Annotated in this window: 21 protein-coding genes; 3 read left to right on the top strand and 18 right to left on the bottom strand. The window is 45.1% G+C overall.

Annotation, left to right across the window (positions count from 1 at the left end):
• Positions 1 to 20: 20 nt before the first annotated feature.
• Positions 21 to 2,846, bottom strand: coding sequence for a pyruvate dehydrogenase (acetyl-transferring), homodimeric type (gene aceE / locus JMX92_RS01555; RefSeq protein ID WP_011960645.1), 2,826 nt, complete (start codon positions 2,844 to 2,846; stop codon positions 21 to 23).
• A 586-nt stretch (positions 2,847 to 3,432) separates the two neighbouring features.
• Between aceE and JMX92_RS01560 the strand changes: the two genes are divergently transcribed.
• Positions 3,433 to 3,981, top strand: coding sequence for a hypothetical protein (locus JMX92_RS01560; protein WP_227675229.1), 549 nt, complete (start codon positions 3,433 to 3,435; stop codon positions 3,979 to 3,981).
• A 75-nt stretch (positions 3,982 to 4,056) separates the two neighbouring features.
• On the opposite strand, the gene zapE is transcribed toward JMX92_RS01560, so the two are convergent.
• Both zapE and JMX92_RS01570 read right to left on the bottom strand, forming a co-directional pair.
• Positions 4,057 to 5,175, bottom strand: a complete 1,119-nt coding sequence (gene zapE / locus JMX92_RS01565) for a cell division protein ZapE (RefSeq protein WP_011960647.1) — start codon at positions 5,173 to 5,175, stop codon at positions 4,057 to 4,059.
• 56 nt (positions 5,176 to 5,231) lie between these two features.
• Entirely contained in the window at positions 5,232 to 5,897 is a 666-nt protein-coding gene (locus tag JMX92_RS01570) for an alpha/beta hydrolase (RefSeq protein WP_201543518.1), read from the bottom strand.
• Between the two features lie 462 nt (positions 5,898 to 6,359).
• Between JMX92_RS01570 and JMX92_RS01575 the strand changes: the two genes are divergently transcribed.
• Positions 6,360 to 6,743, top strand: a complete 384-nt coding sequence (locus JMX92_RS01575; RefSeq protein WP_110816645.1) for a hypothetical protein — start codon at positions 6,360 to 6,362, stop codon at positions 6,741 to 6,743.
• A gap of 61 nt (positions 6,744 to 6,804) precedes the next feature.
• On the opposite strand, the gene JMX92_RS01580 is transcribed toward JMX92_RS01575, so the two are convergent.
• The 11 genes from JMX92_RS01580 to JMX92_RS01630 all read right to left on the bottom strand — a co-directional run bounded on the left by JMX92_RS01580 (position 6,805) and on the right by JMX92_RS01630 (position 18,362).
• Complete coding sequence (locus JMX92_RS01580) at positions 6,805 to 7,842, bottom strand: ABC transporter permease (protein WP_110816646.1); 1,038 nt, start codon at positions 7,840 to 7,842, stop codon at positions 6,805 to 6,807.
• A 1-nt stretch (position 7,843) separates the two neighbouring features.
• On the bottom strand, positions 7,844 to 8,911 hold the full coding sequence (locus tag JMX92_RS01585; protein ID WP_201543520.1) for a microcin C ABC transporter permease YejB: 1,068 nt from the start codon (positions 8,909 to 8,911) through the stop codon (positions 7,844 to 7,846).
• Positions 8,912 to 8,980: 69 nt separating this feature from the next.
• Positions 8,981 to 9,760, bottom strand: coding sequence for a hydroxyacylglutathione hydrolase (gloB, locus tag JMX92_RS01590; protein ID WP_201543528.1), 780 nt, complete (start codon positions 9,758 to 9,760; stop codon positions 8,981 to 8,983).
• Between the two features lie 69 nt (positions 9,761 to 9,829).
• Positions 9,830 to 11,689 carry an extracellular solute-binding protein gene (locus tag JMX92_RS01595; protein ID WP_193564709.1) on the bottom strand — a complete coding sequence of 620 codons (1,860 nt, stop codon included), beginning with the start codon at positions 11,687 to 11,689 and terminating at the stop codon, positions 9,830 to 9,832.
• Between the two features lie 36 nt (positions 11,690 to 11,725).
• Positions 11,726 to 12,871 carry a 3-phosphoserine/phosphohydroxythreonine transaminase gene (gene serC, locus JMX92_RS01600; RefSeq protein WP_201543530.1) on the bottom strand — a complete coding sequence of 382 codons (1,146 nt, stop codon included), beginning with the start codon at positions 12,869 to 12,871 and terminating at the stop codon, positions 11,726 to 11,728.
• A gap of 113 nt (positions 12,872 to 12,984) precedes the next feature.
• Complete coding sequence (locus tag JMX92_RS01605; RefSeq protein WP_201543532.1) at positions 12,985 to 13,917, bottom strand: hypothetical protein; 933 nt, start codon at positions 13,915 to 13,917, stop codon at positions 12,985 to 12,987.
• A 254-nt stretch (positions 13,918 to 14,171) separates the two neighbouring features.
• Positions 14,172 to 15,071 carry a MetQ/NlpA family ABC transporter substrate-binding protein gene (locus JMX92_RS01610; RefSeq protein WP_201543534.1) on the bottom strand — a complete coding sequence of 300 codons (900 nt, stop codon included), beginning with the start codon at positions 15,069 to 15,071 and terminating at the stop codon, positions 14,172 to 14,174.
• Positions 15,072 to 15,315: 244 nt separating this feature from the next.
• A complete protein-coding gene (locus tag JMX92_RS01615) occupies positions 15,316 to 15,999 on the bottom strand; it encodes a methionine ABC transporter permease (protein ID WP_011960657.1) in 684 nt (227 codons plus the stop codon).
• Between the two features lie 3 nt (positions 16,000 to 16,002).
• The gene (locus tag JMX92_RS01620; RefSeq protein ID WP_110816651.1) at positions 16,003 to 16,758 is read right to left on the bottom strand and encodes a methionine ABC transporter ATP-binding protein; all 756 of its coding nucleotides are present in this window, start codon (positions 16,756 to 16,758) and stop codon (positions 16,003 to 16,005) included.
• A 251-nt stretch (positions 16,759 to 17,009) separates the two neighbouring features.
• Positions 17,010 to 17,216 carry a DUF2905 domain-containing protein gene (locus JMX92_RS01625; RefSeq protein ID WP_155587429.1) on the bottom strand — a complete coding sequence of 69 codons (207 nt, stop codon included), beginning with the start codon at positions 17,214 to 17,216 and terminating at the stop codon, positions 17,010 to 17,012.
• A gap of 39 nt (positions 17,217 to 17,255) precedes the next feature.
• Positions 17,256 to 18,362, bottom strand: coding sequence for an RNA-guided endonuclease InsQ/TnpB family protein (locus JMX92_RS01630; RefSeq protein WP_201543536.1), 1,107 nt, complete (start codon positions 18,360 to 18,362; stop codon positions 17,256 to 17,258).
• A 281-nt stretch (positions 18,363 to 18,643) separates the two neighbouring features.
• Here JMX92_RS01630 and JMX92_RS01635 point away from each other — a divergent pair, with 281 nt between their 5' ends.
• Complete coding sequence (locus tag JMX92_RS01635; protein ID WP_110816123.1) at positions 18,644 to 19,318, top strand: hypothetical protein; 675 nt, start codon at positions 18,644 to 18,646, stop codon at positions 19,316 to 19,318.
• On the opposite strand, the gene JMX92_RS01640 is transcribed toward JMX92_RS01635, so the two are convergent.
• From JMX92_RS01640 to JMX92_RS01655, 4 genes are all read right to left on the bottom strand, one after another.
• Positions 19,313 to 19,951, bottom strand: coding sequence for a DUF4112 domain-containing protein (locus JMX92_RS01640; protein WP_201543538.1), 639 nt, complete (start codon positions 19,949 to 19,951; stop codon positions 19,313 to 19,315). The two genes, JMX92_RS01635 and JMX92_RS01640, sit on opposite strands and share 6 nt — an antisense overlap.
• A gap of 24 nt (positions 19,952 to 19,975) precedes the next feature.
• On the bottom strand, positions 19,976 to 20,923 hold the full coding sequence (gene ubiA, locus JMX92_RS01645) for a 4-hydroxybenzoate octaprenyltransferase (protein ID WP_011959764.1): 948 nt from the start codon (positions 20,921 to 20,923) through the stop codon (positions 19,976 to 19,978).
• A gap of 109 nt (positions 20,924 to 21,032) precedes the next feature.
• Entirely contained in the window at positions 21,033 to 21,728 is a 696-nt protein-coding gene (locus JMX92_RS01650) for an HAD-IA family hydrolase (protein ID WP_201543540.1), read from the bottom strand.
• 27 nt (positions 21,729 to 21,755) lie between these two features.
• Positions 21,756 to 22,850, bottom strand: coding sequence for an RluA family pseudouridine synthase (locus JMX92_RS01655; protein ID WP_011959762.1), 1,095 nt, complete (start codon positions 22,848 to 22,850; stop codon positions 21,756 to 21,758).
• Positions 22,851 to 23,335 lie beyond the last annotated feature (485 nt).

Below are 23,335 nucleotides of genomic sequence, written 5' to 3' on the forward strand. Positions count from 1 at the left end.
TAACGAGAAACTAAGGCTTGCTACTCTTTGACATCATCGTCATTTAACAAAGCAGCATCGGCTTGATCCTCTGCACGCCCTTCATCTCGAATCTCATCATCGTCTTCTTCTACCAAATCTGGTACTGGATTTGGATTTACGTTGTCTGGCGCTGGAGCATCTGGGAAGTGGTCAAACTGTGGCTGTGGCTGCCAAGCAGGTGCTTGATCGGCGTCAATACCTAAGCTGGTAATGGCGTCTTTTACCAAGCGCATCTCAACTTCCCCTTCATCGGCCAAACGCTTCAAGGTAGCCACAACAATGTGCTCAGCATTGACGTGGAAGAAGTTACGTAACTGGGCACGGCTATCAGAGCGGCCATAACCATCGGTACCTAATGTAGCATAAGGACGGTTGTCTGGTAACCAAGCACGGATCTGCTCAGAGTAGTTGCGCATGTAATCAGTTGCGGCAACCACCACACCTTCATGCTGGGCCAATTGTTCAGTAACCCAAGGCACCTTCTCTTCTTCCATAGGATGCAAGCGGTTGTAATCGTCACATGCCATACCTTCACGGGCCAACTCGTTAAAGCTGGTCACGCTCCATACGTTAGCGCTTACATTGAACTCTTCATATAAGATACGTGCCGCTTTTTGTACTTCACGTAAGATAGTACCTGAGCCAAGTAATTGGACATGCGCGCTGGCATGTAGCTGGCTGTTATCTTCTAACAGATACATACCACGTTTGATGCCTTCTTCTGCGCCCTCTGGCATCGCAGGTTGGTCGTAGTTTTCATTCATTAAGGTAATGTAGTAGTACACACGCTCACCTTCACCATACATGCGGCGTAGACCATCATGCATAATGACCGCCAGCTCATAACCGTAGCATGGATCATAGCTGACACAGTTAGGTACGGTGCTAAATAGGATGTGCGAGTGACCATCTTGGTGTTGTAGACCTTCACCATTTAGCGTAGTACGGCCTGCAGTACCGCCCAATAAGAAGCCTTGTGCCTGACAATCCCCTGCTGCCCAAGCTAAGTCGCCCACGCGCTGGAAGCCAAACATTGAGTAGTAAATGTATAACGGAATCATCGGCAAGGCGTTGACCGAGTAGCTGGTGGCCAAAGCAATCCAAGCACTCATAGCGCCTGCTTCGTTAATACCTTCTTCTAACATGTGGCCATCTTTGGCTTCTTTATAACCCATTAACGCTTCGCTGTCCTCTGGGGTATAAGTCTGACCGGCTGAAGAGTAAATACCTAATTGACGGAACATCCCCTCTAGGCCAAAGGTACGAGCCTCATCAGGCACAATAGGTACCACACGATCTTGAATGTTTTTGTCTTTTAGCATTGCTGATAACAGACGTACGAACACCATAGTGGTCGACTGCTCTTTACCATTACTGCCTTTTAGCACTCTATCAAAGATAGATAAATCAGGAATATCTAACGGAATATGACCACTGCGGCGGTTAGGCAAATGACCACCTAATGACTCACGGCGACCTTTTAGGTACTTCATTTCAGGTGAGTTTTCATCAGGACGATAAAACGGCAGATGCTCTAAATCTTCATCTTTAAAAGGCAGATCAAAGCGGTCACGGAAGTATTTTAGGGCTTCTTTATCAAGTTTTTTGATTTGGTGCGCCTTGTTGACCGCTTGGGCTTGGGTAGATAGACCATATCCTTTAACGGTCTTAACCAAGACTACCGTAGGCTGACCTTTGGTCTTCATTGCTTCACTAAACGCGGCGTAGACTTTGATAGGATCATGGCCACCACGGTTTAGATGGCGGATGTCGTCATCAGTTAATTGATCAGCCATCTCTGCAAGCTCTGGGTACTTACCAAAGAACTCTTTGCGAGTGAAGGCGCCATCACGGGCTTCATACAGCTGATACTCACCATCAACCGCTTCTTCCATACGTTTTTTAAGTACGCCAGTGTGGTCTTTATCCAACAAGCTGTCCCAGCGGCCACCCCAGATAACTTTAATCACACGCCAGCCGGCACCACGGAATACAGACTCAAGCTCTTGGATAATCTTACCGTTACCACGAACTGGGCCATCTAGACGCTGTAAGTTACAGTTAACCACCCAAATTAGGTTGTCTAGCTTTTCACGACCTGCAAGCGAGATAGCGCCTAAGCTTTCTGGCTCATCCGTCTCGCCATCGCCCAAGAATGCCCAGATTTTACGGTCTTCTTTTTCTAATAAGCCACGGTTCATCATGTAGTTGTGCACGTGGGCATGATAAATAGACATGATAGGGCCTAGACCCATAGAAACCGTTGGGAACTGCCAGTAGTCAGGCATTAAGTATGGATGTGGATAGCTTGAGAGACCTTTACCCCCCACTTCGCGTCGGAAGTTCTCCAACTGCTCTTCAGTCAAACGACCTTCTAAGAAAGAGCGGGCATAGATACCTGGTGCTGAGTGACCTTGATAATAGATCATATCACCGCCGAAGTGATCGCTGGCGGCACGGAAGAAATGGTTAAAGCCAGTTTCATACAAAGTCGCACTAGACGCAAAAGTGGCTAAGTGCCCACCCAAATCATCATCGTTTTGGTTGGCACGCATGACCATCGCTAGGGCGTTATAACGAATTAAAGCGCGGATTTTGCGCTCAATACCCAAATCACCTGGGTAAGTTGGCTCATCTTCTACCGGAATGGTGTTCACATAAGCGGTATCTAGGCGGTTAAATGGTAGGCCTTCTTGCACCGCCATATTGTATAGCGCTTTTAATAAAAAGCGTGCCCGCTCTTTATCACTGTGCTTAATAACTGACTCAAATGCATCAAGCCACTCTTGGGTTTCGGTGTGGTCAGCATCGTTATAATAATTCATGACTATTGTCCCTGGTTTTTAATTTGAAAGCATAGCTCATTCACTTGACTACACTTCGTTAAATAATAGCAATTATCGTGTTCTTATGAGTAAACACTTGTAGCACCCCTAAGTATAACGCTATTGATGGCTGTTACCTATCCCTTATAAGAAATGGCTTTGGCAATAGTATTTAGATACTAAATGTTCACAATACGAAAATTAATACAATTGCAGTACAATTAAATTATATATGTAAATAAAATAAGTAAAAATACTTTATTCGTTAACATTTCTCGCTTTAATACAATGATTGTAATAAAATTATAGCAAGGGTACTTGAAACCCGTATCTATCCCTTGCTGAAAAGCAAAATAGTCAATGTCGTGAGCATATAAAAAAGTGACCTAAAAATAAGTTGGTGCCACTATCACGCCAGCTAGCACGTTATGGATAACCTACAGCGTCATTTTTACAGCGTAGAGGTTATTTATAAGCTGATTGGATTAGTTGATTTTTAGTCTGTAGCCTTGGTCCTAGCAGACCAGCTTCAAGTACAGACGCTTGTTAGTTAAACAATTTAGCAAGTATCATAAAGGAGTTCATCTTGACCCCAGTTAATTCAAGAACAGTTTCATTCTTTGCCCGCCCTGCCGCTTTTCATCCGCTAGATTATTCATCATATTATGTATCTTATAAGCGCTTTATAAAGTTTATGCTATCAAGCAGCTTGTGTTTTTTGGTGATGACTCCCGCTCAAGCAAGCCCTAGAGATCCCTTAAAAATGAGCCTGACTGCAAGCAAGGTTGTGGTGGACAAACAAGGTAAAGCCCATTATATTCCGGTAAATACAGCCAAAGTTGGCACCGTCATTCAATACAAAGCCACCTTTAGCAATACGCTACACACAGCGATCCAAAACACCACAGTCACCCTGCCTATCCCCACCAATACCGAGTTTACCGGAGAGGTATATCCACCCAGCGCTCAGGCCTCAGTTGATTATTACAACTATCGAGATTTACCCCTAATGCGCATGGTTGATGGTCAATTGGTAGAGGTTCCTAAGTCAGAATATAAGTCTTTGCGCTGGGATATCAAATACATTCCGCCACGCAAAGCGGTCAATGTGGCCTTTAATACCATCGTGCATTAAAGCGCCTACAACGCTGCAAAAAAAGGCAGATAGCCGCTATGGGTTATCTGCCTTTTTTGTGGCTAGATTTTACAGTTAGGCTTCTTGTAGCGCTGCAGGATCAACATCTAGGCGATGCTCAAGCTTTAAGTAATCCTCAGATTGCATCTCAAGCAAGCGTGAGCGTGTTCTTTCAATTTCAAAAGCCAGCTTCTCACCTTGATATAACTCTAAGATACTTTGTTCAGCTCGAATCAATAACTTAACACGGCGATCATAAAACTCATCTACCAAGTAGATAAAACGGCGGGTTGGATCACGCAGCACGTCGTTTAAGGCGGGCACGTCATCGACCAAGACTGTGGTAAAGTGATTGGCAATTTCAATAAAATCATTGGCCGATCTAGGCTCCATACACAGCTGTCTAAAGTCGCAATACAAGACGGTTTTGGTACGGGCATTGATTTTAATCTGACGACCATTAATCTCAATAGGCTCTTTAGATATTTTTTGATTGTTGGCCAAAGAGGTAAAGCGGTTAGCCAGCCAGTGACTGTTTTCTTTGGTCAATGGGTACTTATAAAGCTCAGCTTGCTGTAGTAAGCGCAAACGATAATCAATGCCTGAGTCGATATTCATTACTGTGGTGTGTTTTTCAAGCTCAGCAATGGCCGGCATAAAGCGGTCACGGTGCAGACCATCTTTATAAAGGCCCGTTGGCTCAATATTTGAGGTTGCCACCAGCGTGATACCGCGCTTAAATAGCATGGTGAATAAGTCGCCAAGTATCATAGCGTCGGATACGTTTGACACAAAAAACTCATCAAAACAAATCAGTACCGCTTCACTATGAATAATATCAGCTACTTTTTCGAGGGGATCACTGCGGCCTTGTAGCTTATTAAGCTCTTTGTGTACTCGTAGCATGAAGTGATGAAAATGCATGCGCATTTTACGCTCAATGGGTACGGACTCGAAGAACATATCCATCATCCAAGTCTTACCTCGGCCAACCCCACCCCACATATACAAGCCTTTGGGCGGCACAGGCTGTGATTTAAAAAAGCCAAACAGCCCCTTTTTTTCTTGTGAATTTTCTAATAACTGATGATAAACCCCATCAAGATAGGTCATGGCCTCTTGCTGAATAGGGTCGTGGTTAAACTCATCCGTGGCAATGGCTGCCTCATACCTTTGTAAGGGGGTTTTATTCATAGTGTCATAACCAGTTGTGTTAAAGGGTTGTCAATTAGGCGACGTGTTATCGTCAGTTATAGCGCGTGCTGCTCTAGTAGAGATCTAATTTCAGTCAGTCGACCATGGAAGAAGTGACCTGCCCCTTCTACCACATAGCTGGCAATTTGCTTATCATCGGCGAACTGCTGCATCAGATGTGGCTTGATGACGTTATCAGCATCTCCGTAAATCTCGAGGGTCTTTTGAGTCGGCAACAGCACATCAGAGGCGTCGTTATTCTCTACAGAGGGCGCCATTAATACCACTTTCACCAGCTCCATATCGCTTAGGCCCCAAATATGTGGGGTGACCATCAGCTGCTCAGCGACGCAGGCGGTAATATAGCCCCCAAAAGAAAAGCCGCCAAGCCATAGCTTGCGCGCAGGGGTCTGTAGGCTAATCCACTGTAGTACTGCCATGGCATCTTCAATCTCACCTTTGGCATAATCGTGCTCACCAGTGGACTTACCGGCACCGCGAAAGTTAAAACGAACCACATGCATACCAGCATCGCGAGCAAAGTTGAACATAGTGGTCACCACCTTATTGGTCATGGTACCACCGAATAAAGGGTTGGGATGACATAATAACGCCACACCCTTGGTATTAGCATCTTCTGGGTTCTCATGTTGCCACAGTGCTTCTACTTCAAGCACACCAACTGGGCCATCAATCAATAATTTTTGTGATTTTGTCTTCATAATTTTATCTTGTCATTATCAAAGTGTGATATTTTTTCATAATGTTAATGTAGATCCTTGCCGTAGCAAATATAGCGCTTTAGCATAAATGTCGCTTCAGCCACGCTACAACCTACTAAAATCAAAGCCTCTATATTAGCAAAAATTGGCTTCAAAGTGGGTAAGGCTGTGTTAATGGCCTGCTTATTTAAGGCTTATGGGCCGCTTGTGAGCCTATTAGTTATCATCTATAGCCCAAGTTTTACGCCCACTTGCAATACTCAGGCAACAAGCTCTACATATTTGATGCATAGCTATGTAATTAGGCAAGTGTGATGTCTTATACTATCGTCAGGGCCCTGCTCATTCAAAAAATGGTGCGGCTTTAATTCATTGAAAATGGCTGATAGATTAAAAATTAATCAATATCCCCTATTCACTTTCTAGCACTTATAGTTTTTTCGCTAAATATTTGAGGTTTTTATGACAACATTGGCTTGGAAGAAAATAACCAAATTAACCACTTTAGGTGTACTCGCCTCAGCTGCCATAGGCCTTAGTGCCTGTCAGTCCACCCCGACAGCGCCGGTCATTCAACGCGCTGACTCAACCTTTGAGACGACAGGTGTGGGCAGCACTAAAGTACAAGCGCAGGAAAATGCCTTAGCCAGCGCCAAAAAAACCTGTGGCATGCGCCAAGCCATCATCGTAAAAGATGAATTAAAGTACAACGGTGTTTTTGATGAAAAAACAGGCCGCATGATTGACCAAGTCGGCTCAATTGCCGGTGTGGTACTCGGAACAGGCAAACCCAACTTATCACGCAGTGATGATTTTGAGTATAACATTAGCTTCCGTTGTCAGTAGCGTAGATAGGTGTCACTCAAACTGGCGGGCTGACGGCTACATAGCTAATATCAGCTCGCCATTAACGTCTGGGGTCAAAGGCATCTCGCAATGCTTCACCAATAAAGATCAATAAAGACAGCACCACAGTCAGGCTAAAAAACGCCGACAATGCCAGCCAAGGCGCATCTAAGTTATTTTTACCTTGGTTCATCAGCTCCCCCAATGACGGTGAGCCTGGTGGTAGACCATAACCTAAGAAATCCAGTGAGGTTAAGGCCACGATATTAGCAGTCAAAATAAAGGGCAACTGCGATAAGCTTGAAGCCAGTGCATTGGGCAGGATATGGCGCCGCATAATTTGCCAATCTGATACCCCTAAATTATGCGCTGCACGCACATAATCAAAATTACGCGCCCGCAAAAACTCTGCCCGTACCAGTCCCACCAAGCTCATCCAGCCAAACAGTAGCATAAGCCCAAACAGTACCCAGACACTGGGGCTAAATAAGCTTACCAAAATAATAATCATAAACAGCTGCGGCAAGCCTGCCCATACTTCCATAAAGCGCTGACCTATCAAATCTGGCCAGCCCCCAAAATAGCCTTGGATGGCGCCCACCACGATACCGATCACAGATCCGGCCAAGGTTAATGCCAACCCAAATAATAACGAAATGCGCATGCCGTACAAGATACGCGCCAATACATCTCGGCCGGTGTCATCAGTGCCAAGCCAATTACTGGTATTGGGCGGTGCCGGATACGGCATGGCAATCTCCACGCTTGGCGTCTGATCGGCAAATTCAATAGGCGGCATAATCATAAAACCGTTTTGCTCAATCATGTGCTTAACCGCAGGATCTTTATAATCTGCCTCGGTTTCAAACACTCCGCCAAAGGTAGTTTCAGGATAAGCTTTAACAATAGGCACATACAACTCGCCGCCGTATTTGACCAGCAAAGGTTTATCATTGGCCACGACATTTGCCCCCATACACACAGCAAACAGCATGCAAAACAGGGCCAGCGCCAAGACGCCGAGTCTATTTTTTTTGAAGCGGTTAAGGCGTGCTTGCCAAATAGGGTTTAGCCGGTTTTTTGAAGCAGTCTGTGCCATTTTAACGTCCCTCAAAGTCAATGCGAGGGTCAATCAGATGGTAGCTGATATCACTGATGAGCTGTAACACCAATCCCACTAAAGTAAAGATAAACAAGGTGCCAAAGATTACCGTATAATCACGCTGCACAATGGCTTCAAAGCCAAGCAAGCCCAGACCATCGAGTTTAAAGATAATCTCTATTAGGAAGTTGCCGGTAAAAAAAATGCCAACAATCGCAGCCGGAATACCGGCAATGATAATAAGCATGGCATTACGAAACACGTGCCCGTAGAGCACTTGATGGCCGGTTAAACCTTTGGCCCTTGCGGTTAATACATACTGCTTGGAGAGCTCTTCCATAAAGCTAAACTTGGTCAAGTAGGTTAAGCCGGCAAATCCACCGACTGTGCTGGCCGCTAAAGGTAATGCCAAATGCCAAAAATAGTCTTTGATTTTGCCAAGGGCACTTAATTGATCGAAATTCTCTGATACCAAGCCTTGCAGAGGAAATAGTTGCCAATAGATACCGCCTGCAAATAACACCAGTAGAATAACCCCGAATACAAATACCGGAATAGCATGCCCCACTGCCAGCATAAGGGCGGTCAGCTTATCGAGCCCTGACCCATTGTGCATGGCTTTATAGATACCCAAAGGAATGGCGATAAGATAAATGAGCAAGGTACTCCACAGCCCTAAAGATATCGACACTGGCAGCTTTTCAATGATCAGCTCTGTGACCGGCTTACCTTTAAAAAACGACTCACCAAAGTCAAGCTGGGAATAGCTTTTTAGCATCAACCAAAAGCGCTCAGTCGCTGGTTTATCAAAGCCATATTGAGCTTTTATTGCCTCAACCATCTCCTGCGACAGCCCTCGAGAGCCGCGGTAGCTGTTGTCCGACATAACTGCGCCGCCCATAGCCGCCCCTGGCGCTTCAGCGTGGATTTTTGACTGTTCAATTTGAGCAATTTGCTGCTCAACCGGTCCCCCTGGCGCCGCCTGAACCAACACAAAGTTGGTCAACAAAATCAAAAACAAAGTGGGGATAATAAGCAATATACGTTTTAATATATAACGACCCATAATGCCAATCCTTAGTTTTTGCGGGGGCAAGTTGACCAAATATGACAGTCAATGAACTGAATAAGCGACTTAGAACTCATCCTTAAGTGCTCTTAGCGCAGCAAATACCGTAAGCGGCTTGGTATCTGCCAAAGTGACCTGATTTTGTACACCATCAATGACCGATAGCTCCTGGGTACGCAAAAACACATTGACCTGCTTTTCATGCGCTAATGTGACAGGTAGTGATGACTGACCTAGGGCCGTCATGCTCTCAACTTCAGTCAAACACTGCTGCATAGCCGCGTTATCAGGTTCGATGCTTAGGCCAAATTTTAAGTTGGCAGCCGTGTATTCGTGCGCCGGATAAAACAAAGTGTTATCAGGCAGCTTATTAAAGCGCTTAAAGCTGTCATGCAGCTGCTCAATAGTACCGGTGAAGACTCGGCCACAGCCGGCGCTAAACAAAGTATCGCCACAAAATACTTGCTTATGACCCTCTTTATCCAGCACATACGCCAAATGCGACTGCGTATGGCCTGGTACTGCCCACACTTGTGCAGTATAACCCCATGCGCTGACCGAGCTGCCCTCTTTGACGACTTGATCCGGCTTAACCCCATGCTCAGCGCTTGCCACCACATGCGTCATTGGATATAGCTCACGCAATTCAGCGACCCCGCCCACGTGGTCATGATGATGATGAGTGATCCAAATTGCAGTCAGCTCAAGGCCATACTGCTCCAAATAATCCGCTACCGGCTGAGCTTGACCGGGATCAATCACAATGGCTTGTTTATTCGTGTCGTTTACCAGTGCCCATATGTAATTATCGGTAAAGGCTGGAATTGGCGTGATAATTAAGCTCATGTGGCTTCCTATTGGTCTATTATTAAATGGATTTTATCAGCGTTTTTTTAGCGTTATAAAGACGTGGCATCAGCGTTTTAAGTACTTAGCAATGGTCGCATCGGCGGATTTATCAACCCACCAATAATCAACCCCCACCGCATTGTCAGGCAACTGTTTATGGTGACGATACTTATCCCAGTACACGACACGGGTTTGGGTCGAGCCATACATAGGCACCATATAATAGCCTGCCCGAAGCACCCTATCTAGCACCTTAGTGTAGAGCACAATCTGCTCTCTATTATCGGCTAGGATTATTTTAGAGATAAGATCATCAATGGCCTCATTTTTTATACCGCTATAGTTCTGATTGCCCTGTTCATCAGCTGCCTCACTGCCCCACATATAACTTTGTTCTGCCCCCGGAGACAAGCTTTGTGGGTAGCCGGCGATAATCATATCGTAATCAAAACGGCGCAGACGCTCAAGATACTGTGGCGCATCCACTTGACGGATTGAGGCATCAATACCCAGCTTTTTTAAATTGCGCACATAAGGCAACAATACTCGGCTAATCTTATCATCAGCAATGAGTATCTCAAGCTTGGCTGGCTGCCCATCCGGCTGATAAAGTTTCATATCTTGATAATAAAAACCTGCCTGTAGCAGCTTTTGGCGCGCACTTAATAAGGCTTGACGGTTATAGCCTTTGCCATCTGACTTAGGCAGCTGCCACTCTTTGAGTACCTCGTTCCGCTGAATGGGCTCAAGTTTTGCTAATAAAGGCGTCAGCACTGCTTTTTCTTGCTCAGTCGGTACGCCAGTGGCCGCAAGTTCTGAACCATAAAAGTAGCTGTCTAGACGCTCATACTGATTATAAAATAAAGTGTTATTCATCAGCTCAAAGTCAAAGGCGTCCGTAAGCGCCTGCCGCACCCTAATGTCTTGAAATAGTTTATGACGCAGATTCATCACTAAAGCCTGCATCATCACTGGATTTTTACTGGCGATAGATTCTTTTTTGATCATGCCTGCTTTGACGGCGGGGAAGGTATAGGCTGTGGCCCATTTTCTGGCTGAGCTTTCTTGACGGAAATGATATTGACCCACTTTAAAGCCCTCAAGCGCCACTTCATCACTGCCGTAATACACGTACTTGATAAACTCAAAGTTATAGCGGCCTTTATTGGCCATCACTTGCTGTCCCCAATAATTGGGATCTCGCTGATAAGTGACACTGCGTCCTTGCTCTACCTTAGCAAGCTTATAAGGCCCACTACCCATTAATGGCGTTAAGCTTAACTGCTCAAAATGCTTATCAACGGCAGCCTTTTGAAAGATAGGAAACTGACCAACTGTCAATAAAATCTCTTTATTATCGGCAGACTTAAAATAAAACTTTACTCGATGTGTATCGAGCGCTTCCACTTTATCTACCCCAGATAAATAACTGCGCACCTGCATTAAGCCCTTAGTTAATAGGGCATCGAAGGTGGCTTGCACATCTTTTGAGGTCACGGGCGTACCATCCCAGAATCGAGCTTTGGGATTGATGTGATAAATTACCCAGCTGGTGTCATAAGGATCGTAAGTAATTTTGTCCGCCAGCTGCGGATACATGACAAACGCCTCATTTAAGGAGCCGGTGAGTAAAGTATCATACATATAATCGGTACCGGCCATAGCGATGCCAGTGGTCATCCAAGGGTTGGCACTATTAAAAGTGCCTATTGCAGCTTGTGATAGCGTCCCTCCCTTAGGTGCACTTGGATTGGCATAGGGCATGGCCGGGGCTTTGCTATAACGTGCCTCGCTATTGTGCCCTATGGCGGTGACGGTGATGGGCTTAGCCTCTAAAGCATGAGGTAGGCCCAAGCTGAGCGCGGCAGTTAATACCGCCACAACTTGCCATGATTTACGCTTTGGATGCTCAGAGAACTGTGTCATCACCCTCTCCGCATAAGGTTGGTGCAAGCTGCTAATCTAAGCGTGCTTGTTGGCAAAAGCCACCATAAAGTCACACAGCGCTTGTACTGACTCAAGGCTCACTGCATTATAGATGCTGGCACGCATACCGCCCACATCACGGTGACCTTTTAAATTTAACAGCCCAGCTTGCTCCGCTTCGGCCAAAAATTTGGCATCTAAGCTGCTGTCTTTTAGGGTGAAAGGCACATTCATAATTGAGCGATACTTAGGCTCTACTGGATTGTGATAAAAGCGGCTGTCATCAATGGTTTTATATAACAGCTGCGCTTTTTGGCGGTTGATTTTTGCAATGGCCTCTAAGCCGCCCTGCGCCTCTAACCACTCAAATACCAATCCGGCCAAATACCAAGAATACGTCGCTGGCGTGTTGAGCATAGAGTCTTTATCCGCTTGGCTGGCGTAATCTAACAAAGCGGGACACCAAGCGCTGGCTTTGCCAATTAAGTCGTCACGGATGATGACAATAACCAGACCGGCAGGACCGATATTTTTTTGAGCACCGGCATAAATCATACCAAATTTAGAAACATCAATAGGTTCAGACAAGATGCAAGAAGACATATCGGCAATAATAGGCGCCTCTACCTCTGGCGTCTCAAAAATTTGTACGCCATGGATGGTCTCATTAGCACAGTAATGAAAATACTGAGCGCCTTCAGTTAACTGCCAATCACTACGATCTGGCACAGTGGCAAAGTTTGAATCTTTGCTAGAGGCCACTTCATTGATCTCGCCCAGACCAAGCTCTGCATAACGCTTGGCTTCTTTAATGGCTTTACCAGACCAAGCGCCTGTGGTGAGATAATCAGCGTTGCCTGGCTTATCGCCATCAGACAATAAGTTTAGCGGAATGGCGGAAAACTGCAGCGTTGCCCCGCCCTGCAAAAACAGCACTTTGTAATTGTCAGGAATATTCATCAAGCGGCGCAAGCTCTGCTCAGCAACTTCTGCCACCTTAATATAGTCGCCACTTCTGTGACTCATCTCCATAATAGACACACCTTTGCCCTGCCAATCTAGCATCTCAGCTTGGGCTTTTTGCAGCACTTCGGTCGGCAATGAAGCAGGACCGGCACAAAAGTTATGTAAACGATGTAAAGTATGGGCTGCATCTACTTGGGCAGAGGTTGTCTGGTTCATAATATTCCTACTAAAAACAAAGATGTGAGGGGTGATAAAACGCTTATAAGACTAAGCTTGTAAGTATAATACAATTATCAGTGCTAAAAACACAGTTAACTGGCCGATTATATTTAAGAGGCGTCATCTCTTTGGTTAAGCAATTGCCACAGCTGTCTTTTTTTATCACTATCAGCCAGCATTTGTGACAATGAGGGCACGTCAACTGAGCAAGGATGGGTAATGGCGTCAGGCATGCGTGTCAGACACCCAACTTTAGCATGATTGTTTTTGGCCAAGCAAAATACAAAGCCTGCCACACTAGCATTGGCCGACTCCTTATCACTGATACCCGTACAAATTGGGAACTTTAGCCCTTGCGGAGTTAATGATAATGCGATCAGCAAGCTTTGCCACAGCTGACGTACCGACTCATTTTCAAAAGCAGCAGTGTCAACAAGCAGTACCCAATCTCGATAATAAGCCCCCATAATCTCAAAAGGCGCTACCTGTTGCAGAGCATCTGTCAAAGCCGCTTTGGCTACCGTTGGCGGCGCTTGATGTACGTCAAGCTTCTCCTTGAGTGCTTGAATAGGATCCTTTATCGAGCGACCTTTTATCAAAGAATGTTTCGGCGATGTCCTCTCTACAGAGGCATCATTATCAGATACAGGCGCCGTAGCGGTTGCGTCGCTCTGATCGGCAGTATCTAAGCTATCTTTTGGTTGTAAGGACTGGGGCTGAGAACGGCTATAGCTTTGAGCGTCGCTTTGTTGCTGAGCGCTATTTTTTGATGCTTCACTGCCCTGTTGCTGATCCGCAGCCTGTTGCTGAGTAGTGCCCAGCAATGGTTGTTCATCTAGCGCATGACTCAGCGCCTCATAGTCGACACTTAGTGTAGCACGGTCACGCTGCACCCAAATATCTAGGCCCATAAGACCCAGAATCTGCCTTTGCTGTGCCATTATTGGCGACACCGACACCGGTGCAGGCGCTCTTATCCCAGCCATAGTATTTAAAGCAAGATGAGAGGATGTTTGAGAGGAAGCGGTTGGCGCAAAAGTCATAGCATTTCAAAATCTTGAGGTAATCGCTAAAAAAAAGGGGTACTTATTTATGATTTAGCAGTTTAACAAAAATCAGGGGACATCTCGATGTTATTTTAGCCGCTTAATAAACCGCTCACTTAAAATCTTAGAGGGCAAAGCCAAATCAACAGACAAACAAAAACCCGATACCCAATCACATATACGCTTTTGCGTCATACAATTGGATATCAGGTTATTTATAGCATTTAGTTTAAATAAACTAAGCCAAACAATTACTTAGCAGCAGTGTCTGCTTCCGCTCCCTGCTCTTCACCCCAGATTTTTGGATATTTGTAGCCTGGGAAAGCTTTATGTGCATAAGCTTTGAAGCTGTCTGAGTTATAAGCGTCGGTTACATCTTGCACCCATTTTGCGTCTTTATCTGCTGTCTTAACGGCTGACCAGTTGATATAAGCAAAGCTTTTTTCTTGATATAAGGCCTCAGTTAATTTGATGCCCGAATCGGTTGCATAGTTGCCGTTAATCACAGCAAAATCAACTTCATCACGTGCACGTGGCAACTGAGCGGCTTCAAGCTCAATGATATCAATATTCATTGGGTTGGTGGCGATATCAGATTTTGAAGCAGTTAGTGGATCTACATTGTCTTTTAGTGTAATCCAGCCCAAATCATTCATCATTACCAACGCACGAGCGAAGTTACTCGGATCGTTTGGCGCAGAAACCTTCATGCCATCATAGGCTTGGTCAAGTGAGGTTTTTTTGCCGCTGTAAATACCTAAAGGTGCGGTAGGTACTTGGAATACTTCGGTTAAATCCAAGTTATTTTCAGCTTTAAAGGTATCTAAGTAAGGCTTATGCTGGAAGATGTTGATATCTAAGTCGCCTTCAGCCAAAGCCAAGTTAGGACGCACATAGTCAGTAAAAGTCGTCAGCTTAACGGTATAACCTTTGGCTTCTAATTCACCTTTTACTTGATCACGAACCATATCAGCGAAGTCACCTTCGGTGGTACCGATAACGATGGTCTTTTTGTCTTCAGCAGCAGGTGCCTCTCCAGCTTTTGCTGTTTCTTCATTGGCGTTGTTGCTACAGCCCACCAATACCAGTCCTGAAATACCAGCGACGGTAGCGGCGGCCACAATTTTTTTGCGAATATCAACTAATGTCATTGAGCGTCCCTTATTAACATTGAAAAATTACTATTTAAAATAAAATAGGCGAAAAATCAGCTTAGTAAAATATGTTACTACAGTTTGCATAAATGTTACTGCAGGTTATAGCGCCATTGTACCTGATTAATTGGTTTTGCTTCATGAAAGTTTTGTCAGTACTTATGAGATAAATTCATTAAGCAAACTTTTTTTTATTCAACTGGTACGCCATTTAGTAATCCGCATTTTATTGCTACTTTGATTAGCGCTTATCAAGCTTAGCGGCCAACCAGTTACCGATACCTTGAATACCTACCACCATAAGTGACAGTACAATCACGATAAAGATCATAACCTCAGTTTGATAGCGGTAATAACCATAGCGAATCGCCAAGTCACCTAGACCGCCACCACCAATCATACCAGCCGCGGCTGAATAGGACAGTAAACTGATACATAAAATGGTCACAGATAATACCAAGCCTGAGCGGGCCTCAGTCAATAATACCTTGATGATGGTCATGGGACTGGCGCCCATTGAGTCCGTCGCCTCTACAATACCACGGGGTACTTCACGCAAGTTTTGCTCTACCAAACGGGCAAAATAAAACGAGCCTGCCAGCGCCAATACCAGCGAGGCGGCCACAGGACCGATACTGGTACCAATTAATGACTTAGTAAACGGACTCATCGCAATCATTAAGATCACGAAAGGAAAGGCGCGCATAAAGTTGGTAATACCGCCCAGTAGTGCATAGAGGCTTTTATTTTGCAGCAGCTGTTTATCACTGGTTAAGAATAAAAACACCCCAAACAGACCACCGATAATAATAGCCGCTGTGGTAGAGATACCCATCATGACTAAGGTATCTATCGCAGCTTGCCCAATCTCGCTACGTAACTCCCATAGTCGGGCGGTGGCATCATTGAACGTCATTGCTAGCATTGTCTAGTCCTCCTGAACCAATCCGCGGCCCACTTCAGTGTTGGCGATAATTTGACCATCGATAATATCCGCCACTTCCAATAAGTGGCCCTCATGCAACAAAGCGGCTCGATTACATATACGGCGAATCACGCTCATCTCATGGGTCACAATCACAATGGTCACCCCAAGCTTCTCATTAACCTCTTGTAAAGTGGCCAATAATGCACGGGTGGTGGAAGGATCTAACGCACTGGTTGGCTCATCTGCCAATAATACTTTAGGGTTTGGGGCAATAGCACGGGCAATACCCACACGCTGCTTTTGACCACCGGACAGCTGGGCAGGATAGTGATTGGCTCTATCGGTTAGATTAACAATCTCAAGACACTCCATCACCCGCTGATAGATATTATTTTTGGCGTAGCCGGATACTTTAAGATTAAAAGCGACGTTTTCAAAAACAGTTCGGTTAGACATCAGATTAAACTGCTGAAAAATCATACCCACATTATGACGGGCTACTCGCAGCTGCTTTGGATTCATATCCGTCAGTACATCACCATCGATAGTTACCGTGCCACCATCAGGCCGCTCCAGCAAGTTCATTAAGCGTAATAAGGTGGATTTACCTGCCCCGGAATACCCCATTAACCCAAATATCTCTCCCTGCTTTACAGTTAAAGATATGGGCTCGACAGCAGTAAACCACTGAGTTTGGCCATCTTTTTGTGTCTGGAATTTTTTATACACTTGATTTAGAACAATCATATCGCTCATGGCAGTCATCTTGAATTACGAGTTTACAGCTAAAGAAGTCACACTGGAGTTGAGTGAAATATACAGTATGAGACGCACTGTTATGAAAAATTACAAAGCGCAGTAATATAGCATATTGAGCTATTTATGGCATCCAATTATGCAAAATAAACTCATGCAGTAGCGGAATATGGTAATTCTATATCGCCTACTTTTATTGAATAAGCACCTTGTCAAATGATATCCGTTGCTTAAAATCTCTAGTTTGCAAATTAGCGCCGAAAAATAGACAGTAATAAGCTGAGCACAACACTCACCACAATCATGGTCACAATCGGAAAGTAAATACGGGTATTGCCCGACTCATAGCGAATATCGCCAGGTAACTTGCCAAACCAAGATAAGGCATTCGGAAATAAGGTCAATACGATACCAATGATGACTATTATTAACCCTATCGTTATAAATACTTTGCCCATCTCACCATACCTCACGTTGATATTGACTTCCTCCCCTCGCTAAACCGAGGGGATTGCTACAGCTAGACGGTCAAGCCCGACCGCAAGGATGTTCTTAGCAGCATTGATATCTCTATCATGCCATGTGCCACACTCAGCACACCTCCATCCTCTTATTCCAAGACCTGCTCTACCTTTTGGACTACTATCACTTATTTTAAGGCAGTGCGAACAGGTCTGGGTAGTGTAACTCTCATTCACTACCTCAAGCTGACAACCTGCATACTTGCATTTATATTCCAGTTGTCTTTTGAGTTCAAACCATCCTGCATCGTATGTCGATTTAGCTAGGTTGGTCATCGAATTAGTGAATGATCGTGATTTAACATCACCAACCACAATTAAGGCATTATCCTTGACTAATTGGGTGGTGAACTTGTGAATTAAGTCTAATCTTGAATTTTTGATTTTGGCATGGATTGCTTTGACTCGCTGTTTGTTTTTCGCTCTTTGAGCTATTGCAAGCTTTTTAGCCCATTTTTGAGTCTGCTTAATAGTTAGCTTGTCACCGTTTGAGGTGGTAGCAGACTGCTTTAAGCCTAAGTCAATACCAACGCTGCCTTTGCCACTTGCTTGTCTAGGAAAATCTTTGACGGTAATACAGGCATACCAACGATTACGGCTGTCTTGCACTATCTCAAGCGTATTGATTTGATACAAAGACAAATTGTAGCTATCGAATACGTCTATGATTACCTTTTGACCTTTACAGAGCGATAGCTGTATGGTTGATTTAAGTGCTTTTTTACCTGTTTGTCTGGTATGTAGATACTTGATAGCAGACTTTTTAAAAGGTATCCAACCAAGCGATTTGCGTTTGGCATCAGGACGATTGGTTCGCCAATTAAGTTTGGCTTTTTTAAACTGTTTAAGAGATTTGGCATGAGTTTCGTTGATGGCTTGCAAAGTTTGCGAGTGCAATCCTAAATACTCTCCACTGCCTTTGGTGTATTGGCTTAAATCATAGGCCGAAAAGTACTTACCTGTGCGTCTTAAATGCTCAAAGCTTAACGCATTAACATAGTTCCACGCATAGTTAACACTCCCAGCTAGTTTGTTTAGTTGGTTTGCATGTTTGTCTTTGATGCGTAGCTTGAGGGTTTTCATAGGGTTAGTATGGCGAGGTTAATTTTAACTTGCAATACTTTAAGTACTAATCACGACAGTGTGTGTCGCCTTATATCCACCCCCTGAAGTGGGTGGATATAAGGCGACCGGTGATAAAGTAAAGACAGATACTGCTAACAAATTCATACACAGTGTTAATCATGGTATTTGTTTCTGAATACACAGTGTGGTTAAATTTAGCTTTAGTTGGCTGATGACTGTTGCCAATACATCCATATCTATGGCTTTTATCCCCAAACTTATTTGTAAGTGAGATGCTCATGTTATCTTCTTCTGTGCTCGCCCCGACCAAAAAGCTGATTATGGCCACCTGTTTATGCAGCGCCCTTGTTGGTCTTTATGGCTGCCAAAAAACGGATGAAACCACCAAAGACACAGACAGTAACGCTGCCCAAAGCAGTACAGCCTCACAGCCTGCTGATACTGTCCCTAGCACAGAGGTTCAGACGATGGACACCCAGAGCCAAACGGTGGAAGATGTCAATGATGGTGCAGATACCGAGATTATTGATGCACAGGCTATGCAGCAGGAGCAAAGCCAGCAGGCATCGGCTATCAATACCGATCCAGCTAATGCAGATAGCAGCGCTGGGGCCACGGCATCCACCACCAAAAATGCGGCGCCCACCAGTGAGACCCAAGTTACGGATGTAGAGTATAAAGATGGCCAAGGCCGCAGTGTTTATGTGACCTTTCAGACTTCAGCTACCGCTACGTTACAGGCCAATCTTATGATGCCTTCAGGTAAACGGGTACTGCTAACTGCCCCTACTGGCCAAGGCAACAACCCCACTTATCGCTCCATTGATGGCAGTATTGAGCTGGTGACTCATGGTGGCGGCAATAATATTGATCTGATTTATCAAGGTAAGCCTATTAACTTTACAGCTGTGGATAGTGATACCGAAGTGATTAAGCCGCAAAAATCATCATAACACCCAGCCCATAATCCAACTTAGCATAGCCCACAGTGCCACGCCCAATAAAATTAGGACGATAAGTCCTAAAATATCAGGCACATGCAAATAAAGCCACGCCACCAAAGGATTGCGCCAAAATTTCGCCTGCTGCTGCTTTTTTTGTAGCGCCTGATGCATAAAAGGGCGATCAACATGAGTGGTATCAGTAATCCCATATTCTTGCTGCATGTGCTCACGTACGATCTGTAAGGTTTTGCGGCTGGGACGCAAAAATACATCCATCACCGTGCCGGCTACGGGTACAACCCCGACGACCAAATCTATCATCGCCAATCTAACCGCTGGCGTTAGTTTTTTTGCAGGGACACCAAGCTTAATCCCCAGCATAAAGGCGTAACCGGTCAATAATAAACCGGCAACATCACCTGCAATAGGCACAGTAGATAAGGCGGCATCTGCACCCACCCCTTGATTGGTAAAGGGAATGCGCACCACAGAATCCATGGTGTTGGCGAATTTGGCCAGTTTGCGCTCCATCTCTACCACTTGCTGCTTAGTCAGGCCCTGTTTTAGCAGATTTTGTTCAAACCGCTGATGCGCTGCTAGTTTAGCGTCAAGGCTTAAATCACTTTTAAAGGGTTTTGCCATGAGTCTCTCTTGGGTGTAAAAAAGTTAAGTGAGGCCATTAAACTGGATGTAAAGGCTGCTCAAAAGCACCACTAAAAACACATATCGTCCCACCCAAACATTGGCTAAAAACGCCTGAAAACAGGCCATAGGCTCACGAGTTGCACAGGCCCTATTTTGCTGAGCAAACAAAATGGCAACCAGTCCCAAGGCATAAACAGGAATTAACCCAAGGCTTGTGGGTGCAAAATAATGATAAAAAACCACACCCATTATTGCCAAAAAGGCCACTTGTAGTAACGAGATGATGACCACATCATAGCGGCCAAATAATATCGCCGTGGACTTCACCCCAATTTTTAAATCATCATCACGATCTGCCATAGCGTACTGAGTATCATAGGCTACCGTCCAGCACATGTAAGCAATAAATAACAGCCAGCACCACACATCCGGCTGCCCTTGTATGGCCACATAAGCCATGGGAATGGCCCAGCCAAATGCGGCCGCTAAGAACACCTGCGGCAAATGGGTGAACCGCTTCATAAAGGGATAAATAAACGCCAATATAAGGGCGCCGATTGACCAGTAAAACACCGCAATGGGCAGCCAAAACAATAAACTGGCACTGATAAGCGACAAGACTAAAAATGCCCCTACTGCCTCGCGTCCGGTCAATCTGCCATCGGCTAAAGGACGCCCTTTGGTGCGTGTTACCGAACCATCCACTTTACGATCAGCAAAATCATTAATCGCGCAGCCTGCAGCGCGCATCAATATCGCACCAAGCGCGAAAATCAATAGTACCGACCAAGCCGGCAGCACACTTGGTGATGCCGTTACGCTTGAGGGCGCCTGAGCGATGGCCTGGCCAAAAGCTGCCAATAATACTGCCCAGAGCGTGGGCCACAGCAGCAGCTCAATCCCGACAGGCTTATCAAAGCGGGTTAAGTGAATATAGGCTTGAAGTTTATTTTTAAAATTGGTAGTCATAGCAAGTCAGCAAAGCTAAATCAGTTACACCGAAGCGGTTGGGGGGTTAAATAAATTCAAGAGCGGCGACAATCAGCAGCGCTTTAAAAACCATTAAATTAAATCAAGCTTAGCCTGCCGTTAACAACTCAATGAGCTGTGAGGGAGTGCTTACCTGATACGTCGGGTGTTCAGCGGCGAGCACTTGCGCGCTTGCTGCACCATAATTGACCGCACTCGAGGTCATTCCCAGCGCATTGGCCATTTGGATATCATGAATGCTGTCACCAATAAAGACCGCATCTGCCACGGCGTACCCTGTCTCTTGCAAAATATCAAGCAGCATCTGCGGACTGGGTTTAGAGCCGGACTCATTAGCACAGCGGCTGCTGACAAAATAATGACGGCTATTGGCATAATCCATGACTCTATCTAAGCCGGCACGCTTTTTGCCAGTGGCCACAGCCAGTTTTTTACCCTGTGCCAGCAGTTGCTTGAACATGGCCTCGATGCCTTCAAAAAACTCAGAGTGCGGCTGATTGGGTAAGGTGCTGGCGTGGATATAGTAATCGGCGTAGCTTTGCTGAATGGCCAAGTGCTGCTCAGCGCTCGCTTGCGGATATAAGAGCTCAATACCGCGCATTAAGCTTAACCCAATGATAGACTTAACCGCTTCATCTGTGGTGCTAAAGCCATGGGCCTCTGCTGCGACATGCATGGCTTTTACAATCAGGCCGATTGAATCCATTAAGGTGCCATCCCAATCAAAAATAATCAGCGATTTTTGACTCAAGTCATGCTCAGTGTTAGTGACCACCTCATTCATAGCAATTTAACCCTCTGACAACCCAGCTTAATCTAATTTAAAATCTGCAGGCAATAACGACTGCATATCCTCAGGCAGCGGCGCTTTAATCACCTCATACTCAGGGACATCTAGCTGCCAAGCATGTAGGCATAAGCGTCGAACCCCTGAGGTATCTTTGATGTTGTACTTGTCATCGCCTAAGATAGGGTGACCCAGATACGCCAAATGCACTCGGATTTGATGGGTACGTCCAGTGTGAGGCATGGCCTCTATTAAGCTCACCGGCTCACCGTTCATCTTAAAGCGTGCCAACACCTTGCAGGTTGTCTGACTAAGCTTAGCTTCAGGATTAGCTTTATCTACTTTTACGCGGCGCTCACCATTGGCCACTGTGTAACGTAATAACGGCGCATCAATCTCAAACTCATTAAGTGCCGGCTGCCCTTTTACCAAGCACAGATAGTGCTTTTGAATGGTTTTTTCACGCAAATACTCTTGCAATACTTTAAGCGTTGAGCGCTTTTTAGCAATCATCAGTAAGCCTGACGTATCTTTATCAATGCGGTGCACCAGCTCCAAATATTTTTTGCTAGTGGCATCACGCATGGCTTCAATGACCCCAAAATCTAGGCCGCTGCCACCATGTACCGCCATGCCTGAAGGCTTATTTAGCACAATAAGCCCTTCATCTTCATAGACCACACGCTCAAGTAAGCTTTTAGCGAAGCCTTCGCTGATTACTGGTTTTTCACGAGTCGCCAGTTTCACAGGAGCAATACGCACCACATCGCCACGCTCAAGATTGTCATAAGGCTTACAGCGCTTGTTATTGATACGCACCTCATCTGAGCGAATCATCTTATAAATGTGCGCGCGCGGCATACCTTTAAGTCTGGCTAACAAAAAATTATCAATGCGTTGACCATGTTGATTACGGGTAACCTCTAGGTGGTTCACCTGTCCAAAATCCTTGATATCTTCATCGGCACTTTGTGGGCGAGCCTTGGTAGAATGGCGTCTAACTTGGGTTGGCTCAGCGCCAACGCTGGCCATTAGACCTTCTAAATCTTGCTCTATCTTGCTATTTTGACTGTTCATTTTATCTACATTTTTCTCAGGTTTTCGGTTGGATTTTGACATATTTTGTTAGGTGTTTGGCAAAAGATTTGGTATAGTCTAACACGTTGACTTTGTGTCTCGTGCATTGTTCTGTCTAAAAGCTCATTTTTATGATCACTTTGACACGCTAGCGCGGTTTCACAACAAAAACTGACTCCTTTACCGGCAGCATCCCTGTTTAGGCACTGTGGACAGTTTGTATTAGGGTGGTTATAAGCCCTGTTGTTTTTTGGATATTAAAGTCAGCCCACAACGTTATTTTCATAAACAATGATTTTGGGTGAGTGGTTTTTTTGTAGCTTACAACTACCTATTGCCGACTTGGCACCGCCGCCCCCATTTAAATTTAACATGAACACAATGCTGTAATATTTTTAGAAATTTGAGGTTTTTGGCCACAAGCCCAAACCCTCTGACTTTAAGCGCCATATGGACATAAAGTAGCCCCTAGCCAATTGCTGCAACCTTACACCTTGCACCGATTTACCCTCTAAGCTACCGCTTAT

Origin of the sequence: Psychrobacter sp. H7-1, assembly GCF_904846585.1 — a bacterium.
Classification (GTDB): Bacteria; Pseudomonadota; Gammaproteobacteria; order Pseudomonadales; family Moraxellaceae; genus Psychrobacter; species Psychrobacter raelei.